At 39.4% G+C, this 19,317-nt stretch carries 13 protein-coding genes and 1 pseudogene; 3 read left to right on the top strand and 11 right to left on the bottom strand.

The window, feature by feature from the left end; all coding sequences use genetic code 11:
• Window positions 1-21: 21 nt before the first annotated feature.
• The 7 genes and pseudogenes from ISX45_RS04630 to ISX45_RS04605 form a co-directional block, all read right to left on the bottom strand.
• Window positions 22-1,053, bottom strand: coding sequence for a zinc-binding dehydrogenase (locus ISX45_RS04630; protein WP_194520081.1), 1,032 nt, complete (start codon window positions 1,051-1,053; stop codon window positions 22-24).
• 41 nt (window positions 1,054-1,094) lie between these two features.
• Window positions 1,095-2,357 (bottom strand): PTS galactitol transporter subunit IIC, encoded by a 1,263-nt coding sequence (locus ISX45_RS04625; RefSeq protein ID WP_181556784.1) that lies wholly within the window; start codon window positions 2,355-2,357, stop codon window positions 1,095-1,097.
• Between the two features lie 82 nt (window positions 2,358-2,439).
• Window positions 2,440-2,724, bottom strand: coding sequence for a PTS sugar transporter subunit IIB (locus ISX45_RS04620; RefSeq protein WP_194520080.1), 285 nt, complete (start codon window positions 2,722-2,724; stop codon window positions 2,440-2,442).
• Between the two features lie 17 nt (window positions 2,725-2,741).
• Window positions 2,742-3,203, bottom strand: coding sequence for a PTS sugar transporter subunit IIA (locus ISX45_RS04615; RefSeq protein ID WP_194520079.1), 462 nt, complete (start codon window positions 3,201-3,203; stop codon window positions 2,742-2,744).
• 31 nt (window positions 3,204-3,234) lie between these two features.
• Entirely contained in the window at window positions 3,235-5,298 is a 2,064-nt protein-coding gene (locus tag ISX45_RS04610) for a BglG family transcription antiterminator (protein ID WP_194520078.1), read from the bottom strand.
• A 344-nt stretch (window positions 5,299-5,642) separates the two neighbouring features.
• Window positions 5,643-5,747, bottom strand: coding sequence for an IS3 family transposase (locus ISX45_RS19435; RefSeq protein WP_407649748.1), 105 nt, complete (start codon window positions 5,745-5,747; stop codon window positions 5,643-5,645).
• A gap of 156 nt (window positions 5,748-5,903) precedes the next feature.
• Window positions 5,904-6,602: pseudogene (locus ISX45_RS04605) on the bottom strand (IS3 family transposase); the annotation flags it as partial.
• A gap of 368 nt (window positions 6,603-6,970) precedes the next feature.
• Between ISX45_RS04605 and ISX45_RS04600 the strand changes: the two are divergent.
• The 3 genes from ISX45_RS04600 (at window position 6,971) to ISX45_RS19425 (ending at window position 9,548) form a co-directional block, all read left to right on the top strand.
• Complete coding sequence (locus tag ISX45_RS04600; protein ID WP_194520077.1) at window positions 6,971-8,059, top strand: C40 family peptidase; 1,089 nt, start codon at window positions 6,971-6,973, stop codon at window positions 8,057-8,059.
• Between the two features lie 549 nt (window positions 8,060-8,608).
• The gene (locus ISX45_RS19430) at window positions 8,609-9,019 is read left to right on the top strand and encodes a hypothetical protein (RefSeq protein WP_228485627.1); all 411 of its coding nucleotides are present in this window, start codon (window positions 8,609-8,611) and stop codon (window positions 9,017-9,019) included.
• A 46-nt stretch (window positions 9,020-9,065) separates the two neighbouring features.
• Complete coding sequence (locus ISX45_RS19425) at window positions 9,066-9,548, top strand: aminoglycoside phosphotransferase family protein (protein ID WP_228485694.1); 483 nt, start codon at window positions 9,066-9,068, stop codon at window positions 9,546-9,548.
• A gap of 311 nt (window positions 9,549-9,859) precedes the next feature.
• On the opposite strand, the gene ISX45_RS04590 is transcribed toward ISX45_RS19425, so the two are convergent.
• The 4 genes from ISX45_RS04590 to ISX45_RS04575 all read right to left on the bottom strand — a co-directional run bounded on the left by ISX45_RS04590 (window position 9,860) and on the right by ISX45_RS04575 (window position 19,315).
• The gene (locus ISX45_RS04590; RefSeq protein ID WP_194520076.1) at window positions 9,860-10,636 is read right to left on the bottom strand and encodes a 4'-phosphopantetheinyl transferase family protein; all 777 of its coding nucleotides are present in this window, start codon (window positions 10,634-10,636) and stop codon (window positions 9,860-9,862) included.
• Window positions 10,637-10,977: 341 nt separating this feature from the next.
• Window positions 10,978-11,196 carry an MbtH family protein gene (locus ISX45_RS04585; RefSeq protein ID WP_194520075.1) on the bottom strand — a complete coding sequence of 73 codons (219 nt, stop codon included), beginning with the start codon at window positions 11,194-11,196 and terminating at the stop codon, window positions 10,978-10,980.
• A complete protein-coding gene (locus tag ISX45_RS04580) occupies window positions 11,193-18,380 on the bottom strand; it encodes an amino acid adenylation domain-containing protein (protein ID WP_194520074.1) in 7,188 nt (2,395 codons plus the stop codon). Before ISX45_RS04580 ends, ISX45_RS04585 begins: the two co-directional genes overlap by 4 nt.
• A gap of 14 nt (window positions 18,381-18,394) precedes the next feature.
• Complete coding sequence (locus tag ISX45_RS04575) at window positions 18,395-19,315, bottom strand: isochorismatase (RefSeq protein WP_181556776.1); 921 nt, start codon at window positions 19,313-19,315, stop codon at window positions 18,395-18,397.
• Window positions 19,316-19,317 lie beyond the last annotated feature (2 nt).

The following is a 19,317-nucleotide window of genomic DNA, read 5'->3' as shown; positions in this document are numbered from 1 at the left end:
AAGACGCTACTGTTATTTACATTAATCGATAGGTGTTAACAACACTTTGATAGCTTCTCCACTTTTAATTGCCTTGTATGCTTCATCCCATTGGGCAATATTAAATTGATGCGTAACAAGCGCTTTTGCATTTACTCTCTTTTCATTCATTAACGCTAATACTGGTTCCCAGTCACTCGGTTTCTGGCTTCTCGATCCGACCATCATGATTTCTTTTTGAATAATCTTTTCTGAGTCAATAGAAATCTCAGATTTTGCAAAAATACCTACCTGAATAAATTGCCCTTTCTTTTTCAACAAATCTAACCCCATATTCACCGCTGAAATAGCCCCTGTGCACTCAAAAACAACATCAGCACCGTACCCATCTGTTAAGCTTTTTACGATACTGCTTATGTCTTCTTCCTGAATATTAACAGCATAATCAATTCCTAATTCTTTCGCCTTTTCTAGACGAAGTTGATCAGTAGACAATCCAGTAATGATAACGGTCGCTCCATACGTTTTTACGATTTGAGCCGTAAGCAACCCAATTGGTCCAGGACCTAAAACAACAACAACATCTCCTTCCTTAATGATCGCTTTCGCAACTGCATGATACGCACATGCAAGCGGCTCAGTCATAGCAGCAGATACATAATCTACTTGTTCAGGAAGCTTATGAATGCTTTCTTTTCTAGCAATGACATACTTAGCAAAGCTGCCATTTTGCTGCGTGCCTAATCCTTTTCGGCTGCTACATAAATTGTAATCTCCTGAACGGCAGTAAATGCATTTTCCACAAATGTAGAACGTCGTTTCTGACGTCACTCTGTCTCCTGGTTTAAATTCTGTTACATTTTTACCGACTTCTACTATTTCCCCAGAAAACTCATGCCCTAAAATAACAGGTGCCTTCACTTTATAATGTCCTTCATACGTATGAATATCGGTGCCACATATCCCACTATATTTCACTAATATTTTGACTTGGTCTTTGCCTACGCTCGGTTCTTCCACATCTACAATTTCTAAATTTCCAAATCCTAGTTCTTTTTTGACTAAAGCTTTCATTTTACTCCTTCCTCCCAATTTTTGATATACAATGAAAAAGATTAGTTTATTAAGGCAAAAAACTTATAGATTACATAATTAATTAAGTTGCCACCTTGGTCGATACTAGATATTTTGCTTGCTCCTTCAGGCATATGGAATTTAGCATCAATAGCCATCTGTGTATGAAGATTCGCAAGATCTGTGGCCATGTAAAGTGATAAAGCAATCATAACGGTACCAATAATCACAGAATGGACAATATTTCCTCGGGAAGCACCGACTATAAATGCGACAATAAAAGGAATTGTTGCTAAGTCACCGAATGGAAGCACATTATTACCTGGTAAGATTACAGCTAAAACCACTGTTATTGGAACAAGAATTAACGCTGTTGAAATAACGGCTGGATGACCAATCGCAACAGCCGCATCAAGCCCGATATAAATGTTTTGAGCACCAAATTTCTTTTGTAGTAATTCACGTGCTGATTCTGAAATAGGCATAAGCCCCTCCATTAAAATTTTCACCATTCTAGGCATAAGAACCATAACCGCTGCCATTGACATACCAATTTTAATCGTATCGCCAACGGAATAACCGGCAAGTAAACCTAAAGCTAAACCAAGAATAAGCCCCATGAAAATCGGTTCTCCGAATATTCCGAATCTTTTCTGGATTGTTTCAGGATCTGCGTTTAAATTTTTAATGACAGGAATCTTTTGCATCAATTTCACCAGCGGAATTCCAAGAACGGCATAAGAAACCGTACTTCCGGTAGCAACAGATATTCCTGGCAATCCAAAGTAATTCTCCAACATCGGAGCTGTCCAATCAGCAATTTTTAAACATACAATTTGGAATAAAAGTGCGGCAATTAGCCCTTGAATGATACTGCCTGATAAAGCGTAAACAATGGCCCCCATGAACGTATAATGCCAAAAGTTCCAAATATCCACGTTCATCGTTTTCGTTGTTTTGGTGATCAGCATTAAAACATTTACTAACAATCCGAGCGGTATAATAAATGCTGCGATTGGAGAAGCCCACGAAATAGAAGCTGCTGCCGGCCAGCCAACATCAATGACATGCAAGTGAATTCCGAATCTCTTAACCATCCCCTGGGCCGCTGGACCTAAGTTGCTTACAAGTAAATCTACCACTAAAAAAATTCCAACAAATGCTACACCTATCGTTAAACCTGCTCTAAAAGCTTTTCCAGGTTTTTGCCCAAATAGCAAACCAAGTAAGAAAATAGCAATGGGCAAAATAACAGTTGCGCCTAACCCTAAAAATGCTTGCAACGCATGAACAAACTCCTTCATTTTAAATCCCTCCGAAGATTAACTTTTGGATTCCACAAGGAAATCGCGAAATCCAAATTTTGTTATGCTAAATTGATTTGGATTATCTTTTTAATTGTTCCAATATTTCCTTTTTTACTTCATCTAGTCCAATTCCCGTTAAAAACGCTCGTGCATTGATGACCGGGAACGGGTATTCCTTTTGAACAATCGTTGTGCTAACTAATAGATCGGCTGTATCAACATATGAACCTACTTCAGTAATTTTAATTTGCACAATGTCACATTCAATATTGTTTTCTTTGCAAATCTCTTCTATTGCCTTATTCACAATTGTAGATGTAGCGATCCCTGCTCCGCATGCTACTAATACTTGTTTTTTCTTCATGTTAATCTCCCCTTTTATCATATTTGTAAATGGTTAGCTAAGCGTTTTTTTATGTTTGTCTTATTTTCTTCTATTAGGAACTGCAATTCCTCTGCGTTTTGAAATATTTCCATTAGTTTCTGAAGAAGAACGAGATGAGAGTCTTTCTTATCGATGGCAAGCATAAATACGATTTGAACAGGAATTTCTACGTTCATCTCTCCCATAACCCCAAAATTCACTGGTTCTTTTAACACCGCTACACTTATTGCTTTTTTATTTACATGCTCTGAATCTGTATGAGGAATAGCAACAGAAACGCTATTTGTCGGTAGACCAGTAGCAAACGTTTTTTCTCTTTCAATAACGGCTTCGATAAAGCTTTTTTTTACTAATCCTTTTCTAAACAGATTGGTAGCCATTGTTCTTAACAATTCTTCTCTACTATTTACATCTATATCCTTTAAAATTAATGATTCATCAAAGTATATTTCACACACCTATTTTCACCTCGATATGTTCAAACGCGCATTATTGATCAACTGCATATTTTTTGATGATTTCATGTATCTCATAAACAGATTTTGCATTTATCATTTGCTGACGATCTTGATCATTCCTTACTAACCTCATTAACTGCGTAAGGGCACGAAGATGACGATCTTTATCTAGCGCTGCGATAATAATCACTAACTGAATCGAATAATCCGCCGCAAAGGTTACTCCTTTCCTTAACCGGAGCAAACTCATTGAAATCTCGTTTACTCCTTCATCTGGTGCGGCATGAGGAATAGCTGTATTCGGGCCAATGACAATATATGGATCATAGTGACAGCGCTGAATCATGGCTTCTATATAATGTTTTGTGATACTATTACTCTTTAATAACGGCTGTGATGCAAGTTCAATCGCTTCCTCCCAAGAATTCACCGAGTGGCGCAAAGTAATCATCGAAGGCGTTATTAATTCATATAAATTTGGATTTTTTGTGTTAAGATCATAGCTAAACTCCGCTGTCTGATTTTGATTAATGTACTCCAATAACTGTTTTGATAAATTTTTTCTATCCTTGATCACACAATGCTTTTCGACAATTTCCAATATATCCTCTATGTTTAATTCATTTGGCACATATCCATATAATTCGAGCATGACTTGTTTGCGTAATCTTTTTTTCTCTTCGTATCCGAGAAAGGAATTCACGAGAAAAAATTTTTTCTTGGTTTCTAAAAATACTGGCGCAAAGACAATGTCGTAATCCATTGAATATTCTTGGAATTCCCTAATTGATAATGAGTCCAGAAAGATAAACTCTGGAAACAATTCTCTTAGTGTACTGAACATCAATCGGGAAATGGAGACTCCTTTAGGACAAACGACTACTGCTTTCATTCTTTTACTTATATTTTCCCCTTGCCGTGTAAGCCATCCCCCGATTAACATCGTTAAGTAAACGACTTCGCTTTCTGGGATGTCACATCCAATTAAGTCAATCAACGGTTGAATAGACTTTTTCACTAAATGATGAAGCTCTTTAAAATCCTGGCTAACCATTTCATACATATCGTTAGCTTCTGTTAAGTGATACTTAATCCGGTAATATGCTGGCTTCATATGAAGAAGCAATTTACGAAGTAGCTGATCTCTATCTTTCAAAAAAATGCATGTATTTTTTTCAAAAAGTACAAGCATTTCGTCCAGCGCTTGCACTAAATTTGGAATCGTTTCCTCTGTTAACCCTTCTGACCAATGTACATTCGTTGTGAGTAGATGCAGTGTGATAAAGAGACGTTCTTCTTCTGGAACATCTTTAAAATCATGAAGAATTTCCTCAGTAGCCAAATATTCTTTTGTATCCGAAATTTCTTTATAATTGATATAAAATGAGCCAATTTGCATTCCTTGCCTAATTCTTCTTAAAATCAGAATTAAAATATAAGGCATGATCTCAATCTTTTCATCGGTAAACTTCAAATTTAATGATTTTTCCACTTGTTCAATCTTTCTTCTAAATTCCATTATTTCTTCATCTGATAACTGAGCAATTCGTCTTACTCGTTCGGTTCCTTGATCCATTTTCAAAATCTTGTCTATTGTGGATATCAGTAACTTGCGAATGTTGAACTCTTTTCCTTCTATTAAATAGCCATGTTTTCGTGAGTACCGAAACTCAAGACCAGAATCATCAGCTATTTTCTTTACTTTTTTCAAGTCATCCATTACAGTATTTTTGCTTACTTTTAATTCGCTCGTAAAATGGGCTAATGAAAGCTCTTCATTTTTGCTTAATAACATGAGCAAAATCATGTTTACTCGTTGCATTTTGGATAATTCGCTTAAATTCTCATATCTAAATCTAAAATCTTCATCAAGACTAATCCTAGATTTTAAACTTTTATCGATAAGAAAGTAACCATTATTCGTCCGTTCAATCGCAGGTATATTTTTACTTTTTAACCATATATTTATTTTTTCAAAACTGTATCCAATCTGTCTACGGCTTAACTGATATTTCTTCTCTAATTCTTTACTGCTAATATTTGGATTCTTCATCACCTCTCTTAAGAGATGGCTACTTCTGACATCTAGTATCACTGTATCCCTCCTCTCTCTACGTTCATTGTAGCACCAGTAAACAACCTGATGTATACGCTTTCATTCCTTTTTTTGAATTTTCGCAATACAAAATTGTGATTTACTTTTTAAAGAAATATTCCAAAATTGTCCTTCAGTATAAGGTATTTCTGGCAGAGATAGTTGATTAATTTATACAAATAATTCCCCCTAAAAGAAGGGACATCTCGTCAAACATTGCGATTCGAAAACCAAATTGGAAATCATGATCGCATTCCTCATGGCAATTTGCATTGGGCATTGTATATAATTTCAGCGATAGAGTATCTCTGGCCCTAATTGTGCACACAATCCTGTCAAGTACATTAAGCTGCGGCCTTTTCTCGATATTCAATCGGGGAAAGGCTGTTCAATTTTTCTTGAAAGCGACTATGATTGTCAAAATGAATATACTCTTGAATAGCCTTCATTTTTTGGCGCACGAAAGCAACTTTTCTATCTTTAAACACACGATACGTGCATAAATCATGACCCTTCCCTTTTCGAAAATGTCTTCCTTGAATCTGTTTCATACAATTTTGCCCTTGATCTAAATGAAGGAGAACATTCTTCCCTGACGGCTTCCCATCCAGTTGTTTAAATGTATGTACTACCAATTCAAGATCATTTCCGCCCACACGACCATTTCCACCGCAGACAAGTAAGCAAAAGTGTCTCTAACACGCACATAAATAATATCTATTACGAACATTCTCAGCATAGAATTCGCGGCTTAGAACTTGAGGAAATACCACGGATCCTCTTCGTTTCTTGCAAATTACCGATTTGATACCTAGTCTCTCATTAAAGGCTGCACACGCTTATGATTCACAGCAATCCCTTCTCTGGATAATGCCCTCGTCATTCGTTTATATTCAAAGTACAGATGTAACTTACGAATAGTTAATATATGTTCTTTCGCTCTTGCGTTACTTGTTGTATCCAGACTCTGCCCCCTCCAAATGTTTAGTAGTCATGCCAGTGAATGTTTTCTCATACGAAACCTTTCCGCTTTCATGTTCACTATTTTTAGCGCTTTCAAATAAACACTTTCCTCTTTTCTAACCCCGAAAAATGTTTGCAATTCCACACTCCTCGTTGCTCTTCAAAAAACTCGCCATTCAAACTTTTTTCATCCTATTGTGCAATCTGCGCATCATTCTTTATTCCAAAGTGTTCACAGTGCTGCCGATAAGACCAGTACAGTCCTCCTCCAATTTCAAACGAACGACTTTTCATTTAAGATTTTCCGAATAGGAGTGAAAGAGTTGCCCTTTCTTAGCCATAAAAAAATCCCCTCCCAAGTAGACTCTTAAGAACATCATATGAAATGTCCTCTTTTTTACCATCTGCCTGTAGGGGATAATACTAGAGCCCCTTCTCTTTTAATTGCTATTTTCAAAAACCAACGTCACTTCTTTATATTATAATCCATCTGCCACTTACGCTTCATTTAAAGGTGAAGGTTCTTCTTGGTTAAAATGTATAATACGAGAAAAAGATACTGCGAGCAAAACAATATTTTTAACTTGTAATGCAACCGTAATATATTTGTAACCACTTCTTATTCTTTTTGTTATAGATCAGCAATTTTTTTTTAATATAATGGTTGGCGTTAGTATAGAATGAGTATCAACATCCTGGGGGGTACAAAATGAAAAAATCATTTATTCTTACAGGTACAATTATAAGTTCCTTATTAGCTGGCCAAACTGCTTTTGCTAGTAATTATACCGTCCAAAAAGGCGATTCGCTTTGGAAAATATCGAAAAAATACAGCACTACTGTAGAAACATTAAAACAAATGAATCATTTAACTTCTGATCTTATTTTCCCTGGACAAATATTAAAAGTTAACGAAAAAGAAGATACATATGTAGTGAAGGCTAATGATACTTTAAGTAAAATTGCAAAGCAATTTAATACAACTGTTGATGCGTTATTAAAGATGAATCCCCAAATTTCTAATCCAAATTTTATTAATGTTGGGCAAACCATTCGTTTGTCTGGGTCGGTTTCAGCTCCTGTTACTAAGGAATCAGGTGCTAATGGTTATTACATAGTGAAAGAAAGAGATACTCTTTCTGGCATCGCTAAAATGTTTAATACAACAGTTAGTTCATTGCTCGCTTTAAATCCGGAAATTACGAATCCTAATCTTATTCGGGCAGGACAATCTATTAAAGTTGCTGGAAAAGAAGCTCCTGTTCAAAAGTCACTGCCATCTTCACAAAAAACAGTGAACGCACAACCAACAACTAAACCAGAAACAGTGTCTTCTTCAAATCAAAGAGTCTCTGAACGTACTCTTGTTTCAGCGGCATCTACCACATCTTCTGAAAATAACACAAAAGCTGTGAATTCTTCTTTGGCTGATCGGGTAATTCAAATTGGTGAAAAATATTTAGGTGCTAAATATTTATATGGTGCTAGTCCATCTCGCACAGATGCATTTGATTGCTCGTCCTTTACTATGAGGGTATTTAGTGAGGCTGGAATTTCTTTACCTCGCAGCTCAGCAGCACAATCACAAGTTGGCACGCCGGTTTCTTTAAGTCAGCTTCAAAAAGGAGATCTAATCTTCTTTGATACAGACTTCAATGGAACGATCAATCACGTTGGAATTTATGCGGGGAACGGCCAAATGTTAAATGCTGCAACTTCCAAAGGCGTTTCTTATGTATCGATTAATTCTTCTTATTGGAAAGAACGTTTTGTGAAAGCCGTACGTGTAATCAATTAATCTATGAAAAGCAATGGTTTAAATGAGCCATTGCTTTTTCATTACTTTTTAAGCCGTAAAAAGTTTGACATATTGGACTCCCTGCAACTTGCATCTATAAACACTGGATTTGCTTTTTCAATAAGGCCGCCCTGAAATTTAGGCCATATGGAATTAGGGAATCCTTAAAATCGCTTTTAAAAACTCCCCATGTGTTATTCGATTTCTTGTGACCTAGGAAACCACAATTTTTTGAAGGCTTTTTACAGCCTTTTTCTTTTTTGCTTCTAATCGTCTTTGTTCGTAGCATTCTTCTCTAAACTCTTGATATTTTTCTTTTCACATAAGTAGACGATACATCATCTTGAGTAGTGGATGACTGATTGCCGCAATGTCTCTTTCTTGAAAATTAGTCTTTTCATCATTTGCCGGTGTCGTAAGCACGATATGGGCGTCTTACGTGAAAGAATAGAAATTCTTCGTTACTCCGGGGTGCCAAGATGGCATGGATGGCTACGAGCAGTTTAGTCGAATAAAAATTGATTTCGAAGTCTACAAAGATGGAATTTAATGATAAAATGGAACCAAAATCCAAAGGGAAGTGATGTATTGGATAATTACATTAAAGAAAAGATCTCATATTTAAGAAATGCAAATCGTATTGTTGAGCTTAACAAAGGATTTTCACATGATAAAAAATATGTAATCGATGATAAGTATCTTTTAAGGCTTTTTTCTATTGAAGATAAACAAAATAGAAAAGAAGAATTTGACTGTATAAATAAATTAGCAACTTATTCAAACTATGTACCAACAGGAATAGAATTCGGTACTTTAAAAGATATTGATATGGCTTACATGATACTTACATATCTTCCTGAAATTGATGCTGAGGTCGCCTTAAAAGATTTAACGGCAAAAGAACAATATTCTGCGGGTTTTCTTGCAGGAAAAGAGTTAAAGGCTTTTCAGCACCTTTAGGTTATCCATCTTGGTACTCAATTAAGAAAAAAAGAGTGATAAATACCTGAAGGAATTAAAGAAAATTAATTTAGATGAAAACATAAAGGAAACGCTTGAAACTTATATAAAAAAGAATGAAACTTTGATGAAAGGTAGACCTAGCAAGTTTCAACATGATGATTTTCATCCTTCAAATATTTTGATAAATAATAAGTCTTTTTCAGGAATTATCGATTTCCAAAGAATGGATTGGGGTGACCCAATTCATGATTTACATAAATTAGGATTTTTCTCAAAACAAGTTAGTATTGAGTTCACAAAAGGGATAATTGATGGTTATCATGAAAATCAAGTTTTAAACGAATCGTTCTGGGAGTTATATGCATTATACAGTGCCATGCATATTGTTTCGGCTCTTGTCTGGGGGATGGGACGAAGTCGTGAACAATACGAGGTATTGTTAAAATATTCTCTGGATGTTATAAAAGATCATGATAATTTCAATTGTGTAATTCCTAAGTGGTACGCTAACGATTACCATAGTTGAATAAAGACTAACAAAAACCACCTTACGATGTGGTTTTTCATTTCTTGAAAATCAACCATCACCGTTAACAGAGACTTCAATAAAAAATCAATCTCTTGAAACCATTTTTGTCATGAGACATCCACTTCTCTAGCAACATTTTCGGCTCTTCTTTTCTCCTATCGAAAATGACATCTACCCATCCATTCGATTGATGCCCCCATCTTTTTTTGCAGCCCATTGAAGCTAACAATATAACGTTCTTCCCTCGTTCATGTTGAGAAAAAAACTCTAATAGTTCCTTTAGGTAAGAAGCCGCCGGCTAGCAAGATCTATGAACTGTAGTAATCTTGCCAGCCAAAGCCTTTCTGCATGAGCATGCTTGCATCATATTGCTCGATTTTTTTTGGAGTTTTGCTGAAAATAGAAAGAGCAGCTACATAGTTTAAATCTACGGTCAAATCACGCAGTATAGCATTATCCAAAAGATCTGATCGACCGTCGAAAGCAAGCAACCGCGGTGTTTGTTGAGGTCCAGATACAGTCACGTTCAATGTCGGAATTTTTAAGCCTTCCCCCGTTGCTTTGAGAACGGCTTCCTTTCTTGTCCAATAGGTTAGAAAACCTCTTATGCGATCGTTTGACGCCATTTGCAATAGGTGTAATATTTCCTTCTCTGTGAGTACCCCATCCGCCATTTGGATGACGTCCAAATCAGGATTGATCCATTCAACGTCAACACCAACTGGCGCATCCCTGGTAAAAGCAACGAGAATAACATCTCCAGAATGTGAAACAGACCATTGTGGCAAACCGTAAGGTAATCGCGGGCGACCATGAGGTTCATGACAGACCGGACAAGTACGATCTATGGGTACTTGATGGGGAGCCACATTCAGTTGTGTTGCCAACACTAACCTGCTTAATGTACAGCCTATAATGAATCGTATTCTATCTTCATCTTTTCGAAAAGATTGAGACCTTTTCCGTTCATCATCATTGAGCATCCGGACATGCCATGATTGAATATCAGTCGTTTTAGACATCCAAACTTGACACACATCATTCGATATGTGTGGTACAGAATTTACAACCTGCCACTCGATCATTAGAAGATTCCCCTCTCACCTGCAAACCATTATTTATCGACATCTAGCATTCTTTTGTCATGAAAAATAGAGAGTTAAGCAGGCGCTAATGAAACCTCCATCAAGGATGCTTCACCAATTCCTGCCCAACTCTTCTTCAAAATTCTGCTATAATCCAAATTTTTCAAAATCCAGCTTTCAGACGACCTTAAGGGGGAGTACCTGTAGAGATTCCCGCTGAAAAGTAAAATAGGTACTCACCTTCCCAGCTTGAACTCCTTCAAAACTATTACGATATTCAGTATTCAACCTTTCAGCTACAGTTGGATATATTTGAAGTTCCTTGATTATTTTTGGTTATATTATGACATATCCTTTCTTTCCATCTTTTTCAGACTATTGGGTCTCATATCTGTCCAATGAGAGTTAATATAGTCTAAGCACGCTGCACGCGTATTTTCAGCAAAAGCGATATTCCAACCGTGTGGAATCGCAATAGAGGCAGGCCAGAGGGAATACTGGCCTTCATCATTGATCAATACAAGATAGGTACTGTCTTTATTCTCAAAAGGATTGGTCATTTTGTGCCTCTTCCTCCACTTATTGAAATTAAATTACTTTTTTCTTTTAATTTATCAGCAAGTACACGTCCAATTTCAGCTAACGGACCAGGTTGGCACATATCTTTATGGCGGCAATTGATATTATACTGAATAATCTTTCCATCGATATATGGCAACCACGCTTCTGGCTCGATTGGATCAAACCATTCAGGTATGATGGTCGATCTAAAGAATAGGAGATCTCCCTTGTAGCGCCGCGGCACATATTCGCTTAAGATACGGACCGAATTTACATACGTATCTTTGAGATTTAATATCGTAGACTCTTCTAAACTAGCTAATGCACTTCCATCGCGTCGAAGCATATCAATGGTGTTCTCAAGATTGAGCGGTTTTCCATCCATGTTGTCTGGATCATAACCGCCTAAAGCGAGTAACGCGATTAACGCTTCTTGCTCATCAGGTGCTTTTGCAATAGGTAAGAAGTGACTAGGGTATGCATCTAGCATCACTAGAAGTGCAATCTCTTCTCCTTGTTGTTGAAGCTGTGTCGCCATTGCATGGACGACATTTCCTCCTAGCGACCATCCCAACAAATAGTAAGGCCCCTCTGGCTGAACAGTTTTCATCTGGTTAATATAATCAGCAGCCATCTCGTCTAACGTCTTAGGCAATTTCTCAGCTTTTGCTATACCACGAGCCTGTAATCCATAAATCGGATAGTCTGTCCCGATTGACGTCATTAATCCTGCATAGCACCAGCTAAGTCCTCCCGCTGGATGTACACAAAATAAAGGAGGTTGGTTTCCGGAAGTTCTAAGAGGCAGCAAAATATCTAATGCACTTTGGCTGCTACCTATTTCAAGTTTCTCAGCAAGACCAGCGACAGTAGGAGCTTCAAATAAATCTCCAATGCTCAGCTCAACTCCAAACGTTTCACGAATACGGCTCATTAATTGAACAGCTAAAAGGGAGTGACCTCCTAATTCAAAGAACCCGTCATCAATACCTACACGCGGTAAACGGAGAACCTCCATAAACAGATCGCATAGCATCTCTTCTTGAGGAGTCCGCGGTCCTCTATCGGTTATCTCTATCGTCCAATCCGGTGCAGGCAGTGCTTTGCGATCAAGCTTACCATTAGGAGTTAATGGCAAAGCCTCTATCATCACAAAAGCAGACGGTATCATATAATCCGGCAAGCTAGCGGCTACATATCGCCTTAGTTCGACGGATTCTAGAGAAACATCTTTCGCAGGTACAATGTATGCAACAAGACGTTTATCACCCGGCTGATCTTCACGTACTACAACGGCAACTTGTGCAATATTAGGATGCTTAGCTAAAACAGCCTCAATTTCACCCAGTTCAATGCGGTATCCTCGGATTTTTACTTGGTGATCTGCTCGCCCAATATAATCCAATGTTCCGTCAGCACGCCATTTTGCTAAATCACCTGTGCGATACATTCTTGAGCCTGGTAAACCAAACGGATTAGCAACAAAGCGCTCCGCGGTCAAATCCGGCCTTCCCAAATATCCGCGCGCCAATCCCGCTCCTGCCACATACATCTCTCCGATAACTCCCGGCGGAACCGGCCGTAAATTTTCATCTAATACATAAACCGCTAAATCAGGAATGTTGCAGCCTATTAAGCTGTTTCCTTTTATAGAGATGATATTTTTATTCAACTCAATGTAGCTGACATGAACAGTCGTTTCAGTAATGCCATACATATTGATAAGCTTTGGCATATCATCAGCATGCCGTTCATACCAATCTTCCAAACGACTAAGCTCCAGCGCTTCTCCTCCAAATATGATAAAGCGCAATGAAAGCTGTCTAGACAGTTCGATATTTTCTCTGTCGGCCTGCATGAGCTGATAAAAAGCAGATGGTGTTTGGTTGAGAACGGTCACTCTTTGTTCAACAAGCAATTGTAGAAACTCCTTTGGCGAACGACTGACATTATGTGGGACAACGACCAGACGCCCTCCATACAAGAATGGTCCCCAAATCTCCCAAACAGAAAAATCAAACGCATAAGAGTGGAACAGCGTCCAAACATCATCCGACGTAAATTGAAACCAATGTTCAGTCGATTTGAACAGGCGGACCACATTTTGATGCGGAATCATCACGCCTTTTGGTTTACCAGTTGAACCTGAAGTGTAGATGATATAGGCTGTATGATACGGCGACAACGCTTCGATTCGATTCGAATCATCTGGATTTGTTTCCGCATACGTTCCTAGTATATTGGCTACATGAGCTTCATCAATAATAAGATGTTCAGCACCGCCAGCATGAGGAAGTTTTGAAGCTATTTCCTTATTTGTAATGACATACATTGGCCGTGCATCTTCCATCATATAAGCGATCCGGTCCTCTGGATAATCTGGATCTAAAGGTAAATAAGTTCCCCCTGCTTTAAGCACAGCCAGTATTCCTATGACCATTTCCAACGAACGCGGCAACGCTAGTGCCACTACTCTTTCCGGTCCGATTCCCTTTTCAATAAGGAAATGGGCGAGCTGGTTCGCTCTCTTGTTTAATTCAGCATAGCTTAGCTTTTGACCTTCAAAGACAACAGCAGTAGCATTAGGAATTCTTTGCACCTGTCCTTCGAATAGTACTGGCAAGCATTCTTCAGGTACTGAGCGAGTGTTATGATCCTCTTTCGCTAAGAGTTTCTTGCGTTCTTCCGGTAAAAGCATATCGATTTGTCCAATAGGAAGATCAGGATTCATAACCACTTCCTTAAGCAACTGGCATAATCGCTTTGCAAACGCTTCGACCGTAGTATGATGGAATAAATCGCGGCTGTACTCGAATAAACCAATCAGTCCATCCGGAGAACCGTCTTCTGCACGGTGTTCACGAAGTTCGAGAGTCAGATCGAATTTAGCCGAGCCGACGCTGCGAATTTCTAACTTACTTTCAAGACCATGTAATTCTAGTTTCGGTTCAGGTGTATTTTGAAACACAAACATCACTTGGAATAATGGGTGCTTGGCTCGAGATCTCACCGGATTAAGAATTTCCACTAGACGTTCAAACGGAAGATCTTGATTCTCGTAGGCAGATAGGTTCACTTCTCTGACTCTGCCAAGAAGTTCTCGGAAACTTGGATTTCCTGATGTGTCCATGCGAAGCACTAACGTATTAATGAATAATCCTACTAGATTCTCTAATGAATCGTCGTTTCTTCCAGCAATTGGACTGCCAATTGGAATATCTGTTCCTGCTCCTAATCGAGTGAGAAAAGCAGCAAATCCGGCCTGAAGCACCATAAATAGACTCGCTTTATTTTCACGAGCAAGATCCAGTAGACGTTTGTGAAGTTCTGCATCAATGCGAAAATCGACGATGTCTCCTTCATAGCTGGACTCAGCAGGACGTGGGTAGTCAGTAGACAACTCCAGTTCTTCTGGCAAGTCAGCTAACGTCTTCTTCCAGTAATCGAGCTGTTTCGCTATTAAACTTGCAGGATTGGTCTCGTCACCTAAAAGTTCTTGCTGCCAAAGAGCATAATCAGCATATTTTACTGGTAAAGGAGACCACTCTATTTTTTGATTATGACAATGCGCGTTATAAGCTGCAGCTATGTCACGAGTTAATGGTGTTAGCGACCATCCATCGACAATAATATGATGCATTAAAAGTAGCAACACGTGTTTATTTGGACCAAGTACGAACAGTTGAGCGCGAATCGCCGGCTCTGCAGCTAAATCGAAACTGTAGCGTACCGCAGCATTTAATTCATCAGATAACTGGCTTTCGCTGATTTCTTTTATCATTAATTCGGGCCGTACTTGATGAGGTTCTAAGACAACCTGTCTTGACGTCCCCGAACTTTCAGGGAAAATGGTCCGCAATGGTTCATGCCGCTCAATGACATCGTATAAAGCATTTTGCAGTGCATGATAATTGAGCTCCCCCGTTAAATGCACAACGACCGGTATATTATAAGTAGGACTTGGCCCTTCAAGGTGGTGAAGGAACCATAGACGACGTTGTGCAAATGAAAGAGGGATATCCTCTTTGTGGACATACGCTTTGATAGGCGGCTTGATATTTTCTGCATCCTCAAAATGCTTAACAAGACCAGCAACAGTAGGCGACTCAAATAGTTTACCAATCGTAAGCTCCACGCCTAACACATCTCGGATACGGCTAATGAGACGGGCAGCAAGTAACGAATGTCCTCCCAATTCAAAGAAATTATCATCAATTCCAACACCGGACAGTTCTAACACTTCAGCGAAAAGTTCGCATAAAATTTCCTCCTGAGGAGTTCTAGGTTTACGTCCTTTCACCGTCATCGTAAAATCCGGAGCCGGCAATGCTTTGCGATCAATCTTGCCGTTTGGAGTTAAAGGAAATTCATTAAGCACCATAAATGCTGACGGAACCATATAATCTGGTAATCTCTCGCTGACATAGCGGCGCAGCTCTGTAAGATCAAGGGTGTCTTTGCTTTGCTCATAAGGAATGACATAAGCAACCAACCGCTGATCCCCTGGCTGATCCTCGCGAGCCACTACTAACGCCCGCTCTACAAGATTATATTGTGACAATACTGTCTCAATTTCACCTATCTCGATTCGAAAACCGCGCAGCTTGATTTGATGGTCGACGCGACCTATATAATCTAAAGAACCATCCATACGCCAGCGAACAAGATCTCCTGTCCGGTACATACGGCTTCCCGGTGGTCCATACGGATTGGCAACAAAACGTTCTGCTGTCAAATCTGGTCGTCTTAAATACCCTCGCGCAAGCCCTGTGCCTGCAATATACAACTCTCCAACCACTTCCGGCGGAACTGGCTGAAGTTGATCATCCAATACATATACTTGAGTATTCCAAATCGGCCGGCCAATAGAAGGTGTCCGGGCATCGTCAGGATGAAGGGCCGACATCGTTGACCATATCGTTGTTTCTGTTGGTCCATACAAATTCGTAATCTCGCAATCTAGACTATGTAATGCTGATGCAAGACTGCTTGAGAGTGCCTCTCCCCCCACCAGCACTCGAAGTCCAGCGATGCAATCAGGATGATGGGTGACAAGCATATGCCAAAGCGTTGGCGTCGCCTGCATAATCGTAATTTCCTCATCGGAGATCACAGCTGCCAAAGCTTGCGGATCATGAATCGTTTCCTTCTTCGCAACCACCAAACTCGCTCCGCTGATTAACGGAAGAAAAATTTCTAATGCAGAAATATCAAAAGCAATCGTTGTAACCGCGAGCAAACGGTCATGCTCCTTTAACACAAATTTCTCCTGCATCGCTAATAAAAAGTTATTCAGACTATTGAATGGCACCACAACGCCTTTTGGCTTGCCCGTCGAGCCTGACGTATAGATGACATAAGCTGGGTGAAGAAGTGATTGCATTTTAGAAACATTTGTATCAGGATAATTTTTGATTACCCGCTCTGTTTTTGGATGATCTAGTATAATCGTAGAACGAGAAGGAACATTCGATAGTTTCGACTGCACAGACGAACTTGTTACAATGCAAACAGGCTTTGTATCTTCCAGCATAAAAGCGACTCGTTCTTCTGGATAATCGAGATCTAGAGGAAGATAGGCCGCTCCGGTTTTCAGCACCGCCAGCATGGCGATAACCATCTCTACGGAACGCGGAAGAGCTAAAGCGACGTATTGCTCTGGCCCCACTCCATATTCCATTAGGAAATGGGCAAGACGGTTTGCTTGCTTATTTAGTTCAGTATAACTAAGCACCTGATCCTCACAAATTACAGCGATTGCTTCCGGAGTCTTTTCCACTTGTTTTTCAAAAAGCTGTAAAAAACTTTCTTCCGGATGAGAATGTGCCGTTTCGTTCCATTTCTCTAAAACTTGATGACGTTCTTTTTCAAGAAGAAGATCGATCTTTCCGATCAGCGCATCTTCTTTCAGTGACTCCATTGTTTCAAGCAATTTTAAAAAGCGAGCTTGATGAGTCGTAAGCTCATCCATACTATAAATTTCCAGATTAGCATCAAAATCAATTCTTAACCCGTTTCCATCTGTTCGGTCGTATACATTAATAGCAAGATCGTCAATTGGCCCAGCAGCAAGATTGTGTATAATGCCTTGATACCCGCCGAAATGAAGTCCATAGTCAAATGGCATAATATTCACTTGCGGACCAAATAATCGTTGATTTTCACCTAGCAGCTTAAGATCACGGCGCAGCTGCTCATGCCGATATTTTTGATGTTGCCTTACTTCTTGAATTTCCTGTCTAACTTGGCTTAATAGTTCCGAAAGCCTCATATCAGCATGCAAATGCAAGCGGAGCGGCACAATATTCATGACCATTGCAGGCACATTCAAGGCTGAAGACCCTAAACGGTTCATCATTGGTAAACCAAGAATGACATCGTTTGCCCCTGTTAACCGATGAACATAAAGCCCCGTAGCGGCAATGAAAACTTCATGCCAGCTCGCTTTCAGATTTTGAGCTGATTGTTTAAAACGTTCTGTACTAGATGGAGACATATACGCCGTCTTCCGAATAAATGTATTAGACGTCCGAACTGCCCGATCAGAAAGACTAACCACCTCTGGCTGATCACGAAAACGCTCCATCCAAAACTCGCGATCACGCTCATACTGTTTTGATGTATGGTAAACTTGATCTTCTTCGATCACTTGATTGAGCGAAGCGAATTTCTCATCGTCAATTGGCGCATGGTTCACCAATGCCGTGTAGACTTTGGCCACTTTTTGCGCAATAAGCGAGAATCCAAAACCATCAATGGCAATATGATGAATGCGCTGATACCAGAAAAACCGATTATCTGAAAGTTTAAATAAAGCTTCAGTAAAGAGCGGATCGCATGTTAAATCAACCGGCTTGGATAAATCATTCTTCATCCAAAGAATCGCTTCTTCTTGCGGATTTTCCGTTGCGCTCACATCAATAAAATAGAAAGGAAAATCTGGCGAAGGATCAATCGTTTGCCATGGTCCGTTCTCATCTTCACCAAATCGAGCATGCAATGATTCTGCTTCAACTAAGACTTGCCGCAACGCCTTTTCAAAGAGAGCCGGATCAACCGGCCCATTAATCTCTATATATTCCCCAGTGTTATAGATGGGATTTTCAGGATCCAACTGTTGGGCAAACCAAATGCCTGCTTGTGCCCCAGATAAAGGCATACGTATATCTTGGCGATTTGACATGGATCTTGCCTCCTTTATTGCGAGTCTTGAGCAGATAGTACCTTTTCCGATTGAGAAGACAACAAGTTCCACCAATCAAAGAGAGTAGGACGTGCAGCAAGGGCCGCAAAGGTAATCTCCGCTCCTGCTTTTCTCCATTTTTCAACTAAACTCATCATGCGAATGGAGTCCAATCCTCTGTTTATCAAATTCTCATGATCAGAAAGATCCGCTGGAGACTCTTGAATAAGCTCCGCTACTTGATTACGTACATCATGCAAACTCATTGGCAATGTGTTTTGGCAGTACGAAACGTGTTCTTTTTTTAATGCCTCAATTAGATTTTGCGTGGATGTAGTAAACGCACAACGGCTAGCCGCATAATTGAGAGCCATTTTGTGATGCTCTAACGAAAAGTCAGCGACAGCATCCGCAACAAAAAACACTTGTATATCCTGCATAAAGGCATCACTAGCAGTTAATAAACATCCGATATGCGCATAAACACCGCAAATAATCAACTGATCTCGCCCATGTCCTTTTAATATTTCTAAAAGATTAGTTTTTTTGAATGCGCTGTATCTCCATTTTGTAAGAACGATATCCTTTGAATCAGGTGCTAATTCATCGATAATCCCCTTTTGATAAGGATCATCAGCGATTCCATTTCCCCAAAAATCCTGAAGCAATCCACGCTGTTCCAGCGTTTGTCCCCCCGGTTGCGCAGAGTAAATAACAGGAATTCCCATTTCTTTGCATTCCTTTTTTAGCCGTTGAATATTCCTTACTAGTTCGATGAAAGGCGACATATTAGAGGGAAAAGCGTCAAGAAAATAATTTTGCATATCGTGAATAAGAAGTGCCGCACGTTTAGGATCAGGTGTCCACGATACTTTGTTTTTTGGCAGATCTGATGAAACAGGCATTGGATAAGCTGGAATAGCAGGGATAGCCATCT

The sequence above is a fragment of the Thermaerobacillus caldiproteolyticus genome (assembly GCF_015326725.1).
GTDB lineage: Bacteria > Bacillota > Bacilli > Bacillales > Anoxybacillaceae > Thermaerobacillus > Thermaerobacillus caldiproteolyticus.
Note: the sequence above shows the minus strand (reverse complement) of the source record. Positions and strands in the feature narration are given on the sequence as shown.

Bases quoted from the DNA above. Each gene is read 5' to 3' on its own strand.
- ISX45_RS04630 (WP_194520081.1), bottom strand. From the start codon at position 1,053: ATGAAAGCTTTAGTCAAAAAAGAACTAGGATTTGGAAATTTAGAAATT.
- ISX45_RS04625 (WP_181556784.1), bottom strand. From the start codon at position 2,357: ATGAAGGAGTTTGTTCATGCGTTGCAAGCATTTTTAGGGTTAGGCGCA.
- ISX45_RS04620 (WP_194520080.1), bottom strand. From the start codon at position 2,724: ATGAAGAAAAAACAAGTATTAGTAGCATGCGGAGCAGGGATCGCTACA.
- ISX45_RS19435 (WP_407649748.1), bottom strand. From the start codon at position 5,747: ATGAAGGCTATTCAAGAGTATATTCATTTTGACAATCATAGTCGCTTT.
- ISX45_RS04600 (WP_194520077.1), top strand. From the start codon at position 6,971: ATGAAAAAATCATTTATTCTTACAGGTACAATTATAAGTTCCTTATTA.
- ISX45_RS19430 (WP_228485627.1), top strand. From the start codon at position 8,609: ATGATAAAATGGAACCAAAATCCAAAGGGAAGTGATGTATTGGATAAT.
- ISX45_RS04590 (WP_194520076.1), bottom strand. From the start codon at position 10,636: ATGATCGAGTGGCAGGTTGTAAATTCTGTACCACACATATCGAATGAT.
- ISX45_RS04585 (WP_194520075.1), bottom strand. From the start codon at position 11,196: ATGACCAATCCTTTTGAGAATAAAGACAGTACCTATCTTGTATTGATC.
- ISX45_RS04580 (WP_194520074.1), bottom strand. From the start codon at position 18,380: ATGTCAAATCGCCAAGATATACGTATGCCTTTATCTGGGGCACAAGCA.
- ISX45_RS04575 (WP_181556776.1), bottom strand. From the start codon at position 19,315: ATGGCTATCCCTGCTATTCCAGCTTATCCAATGCCTGTTTCATCAGAT.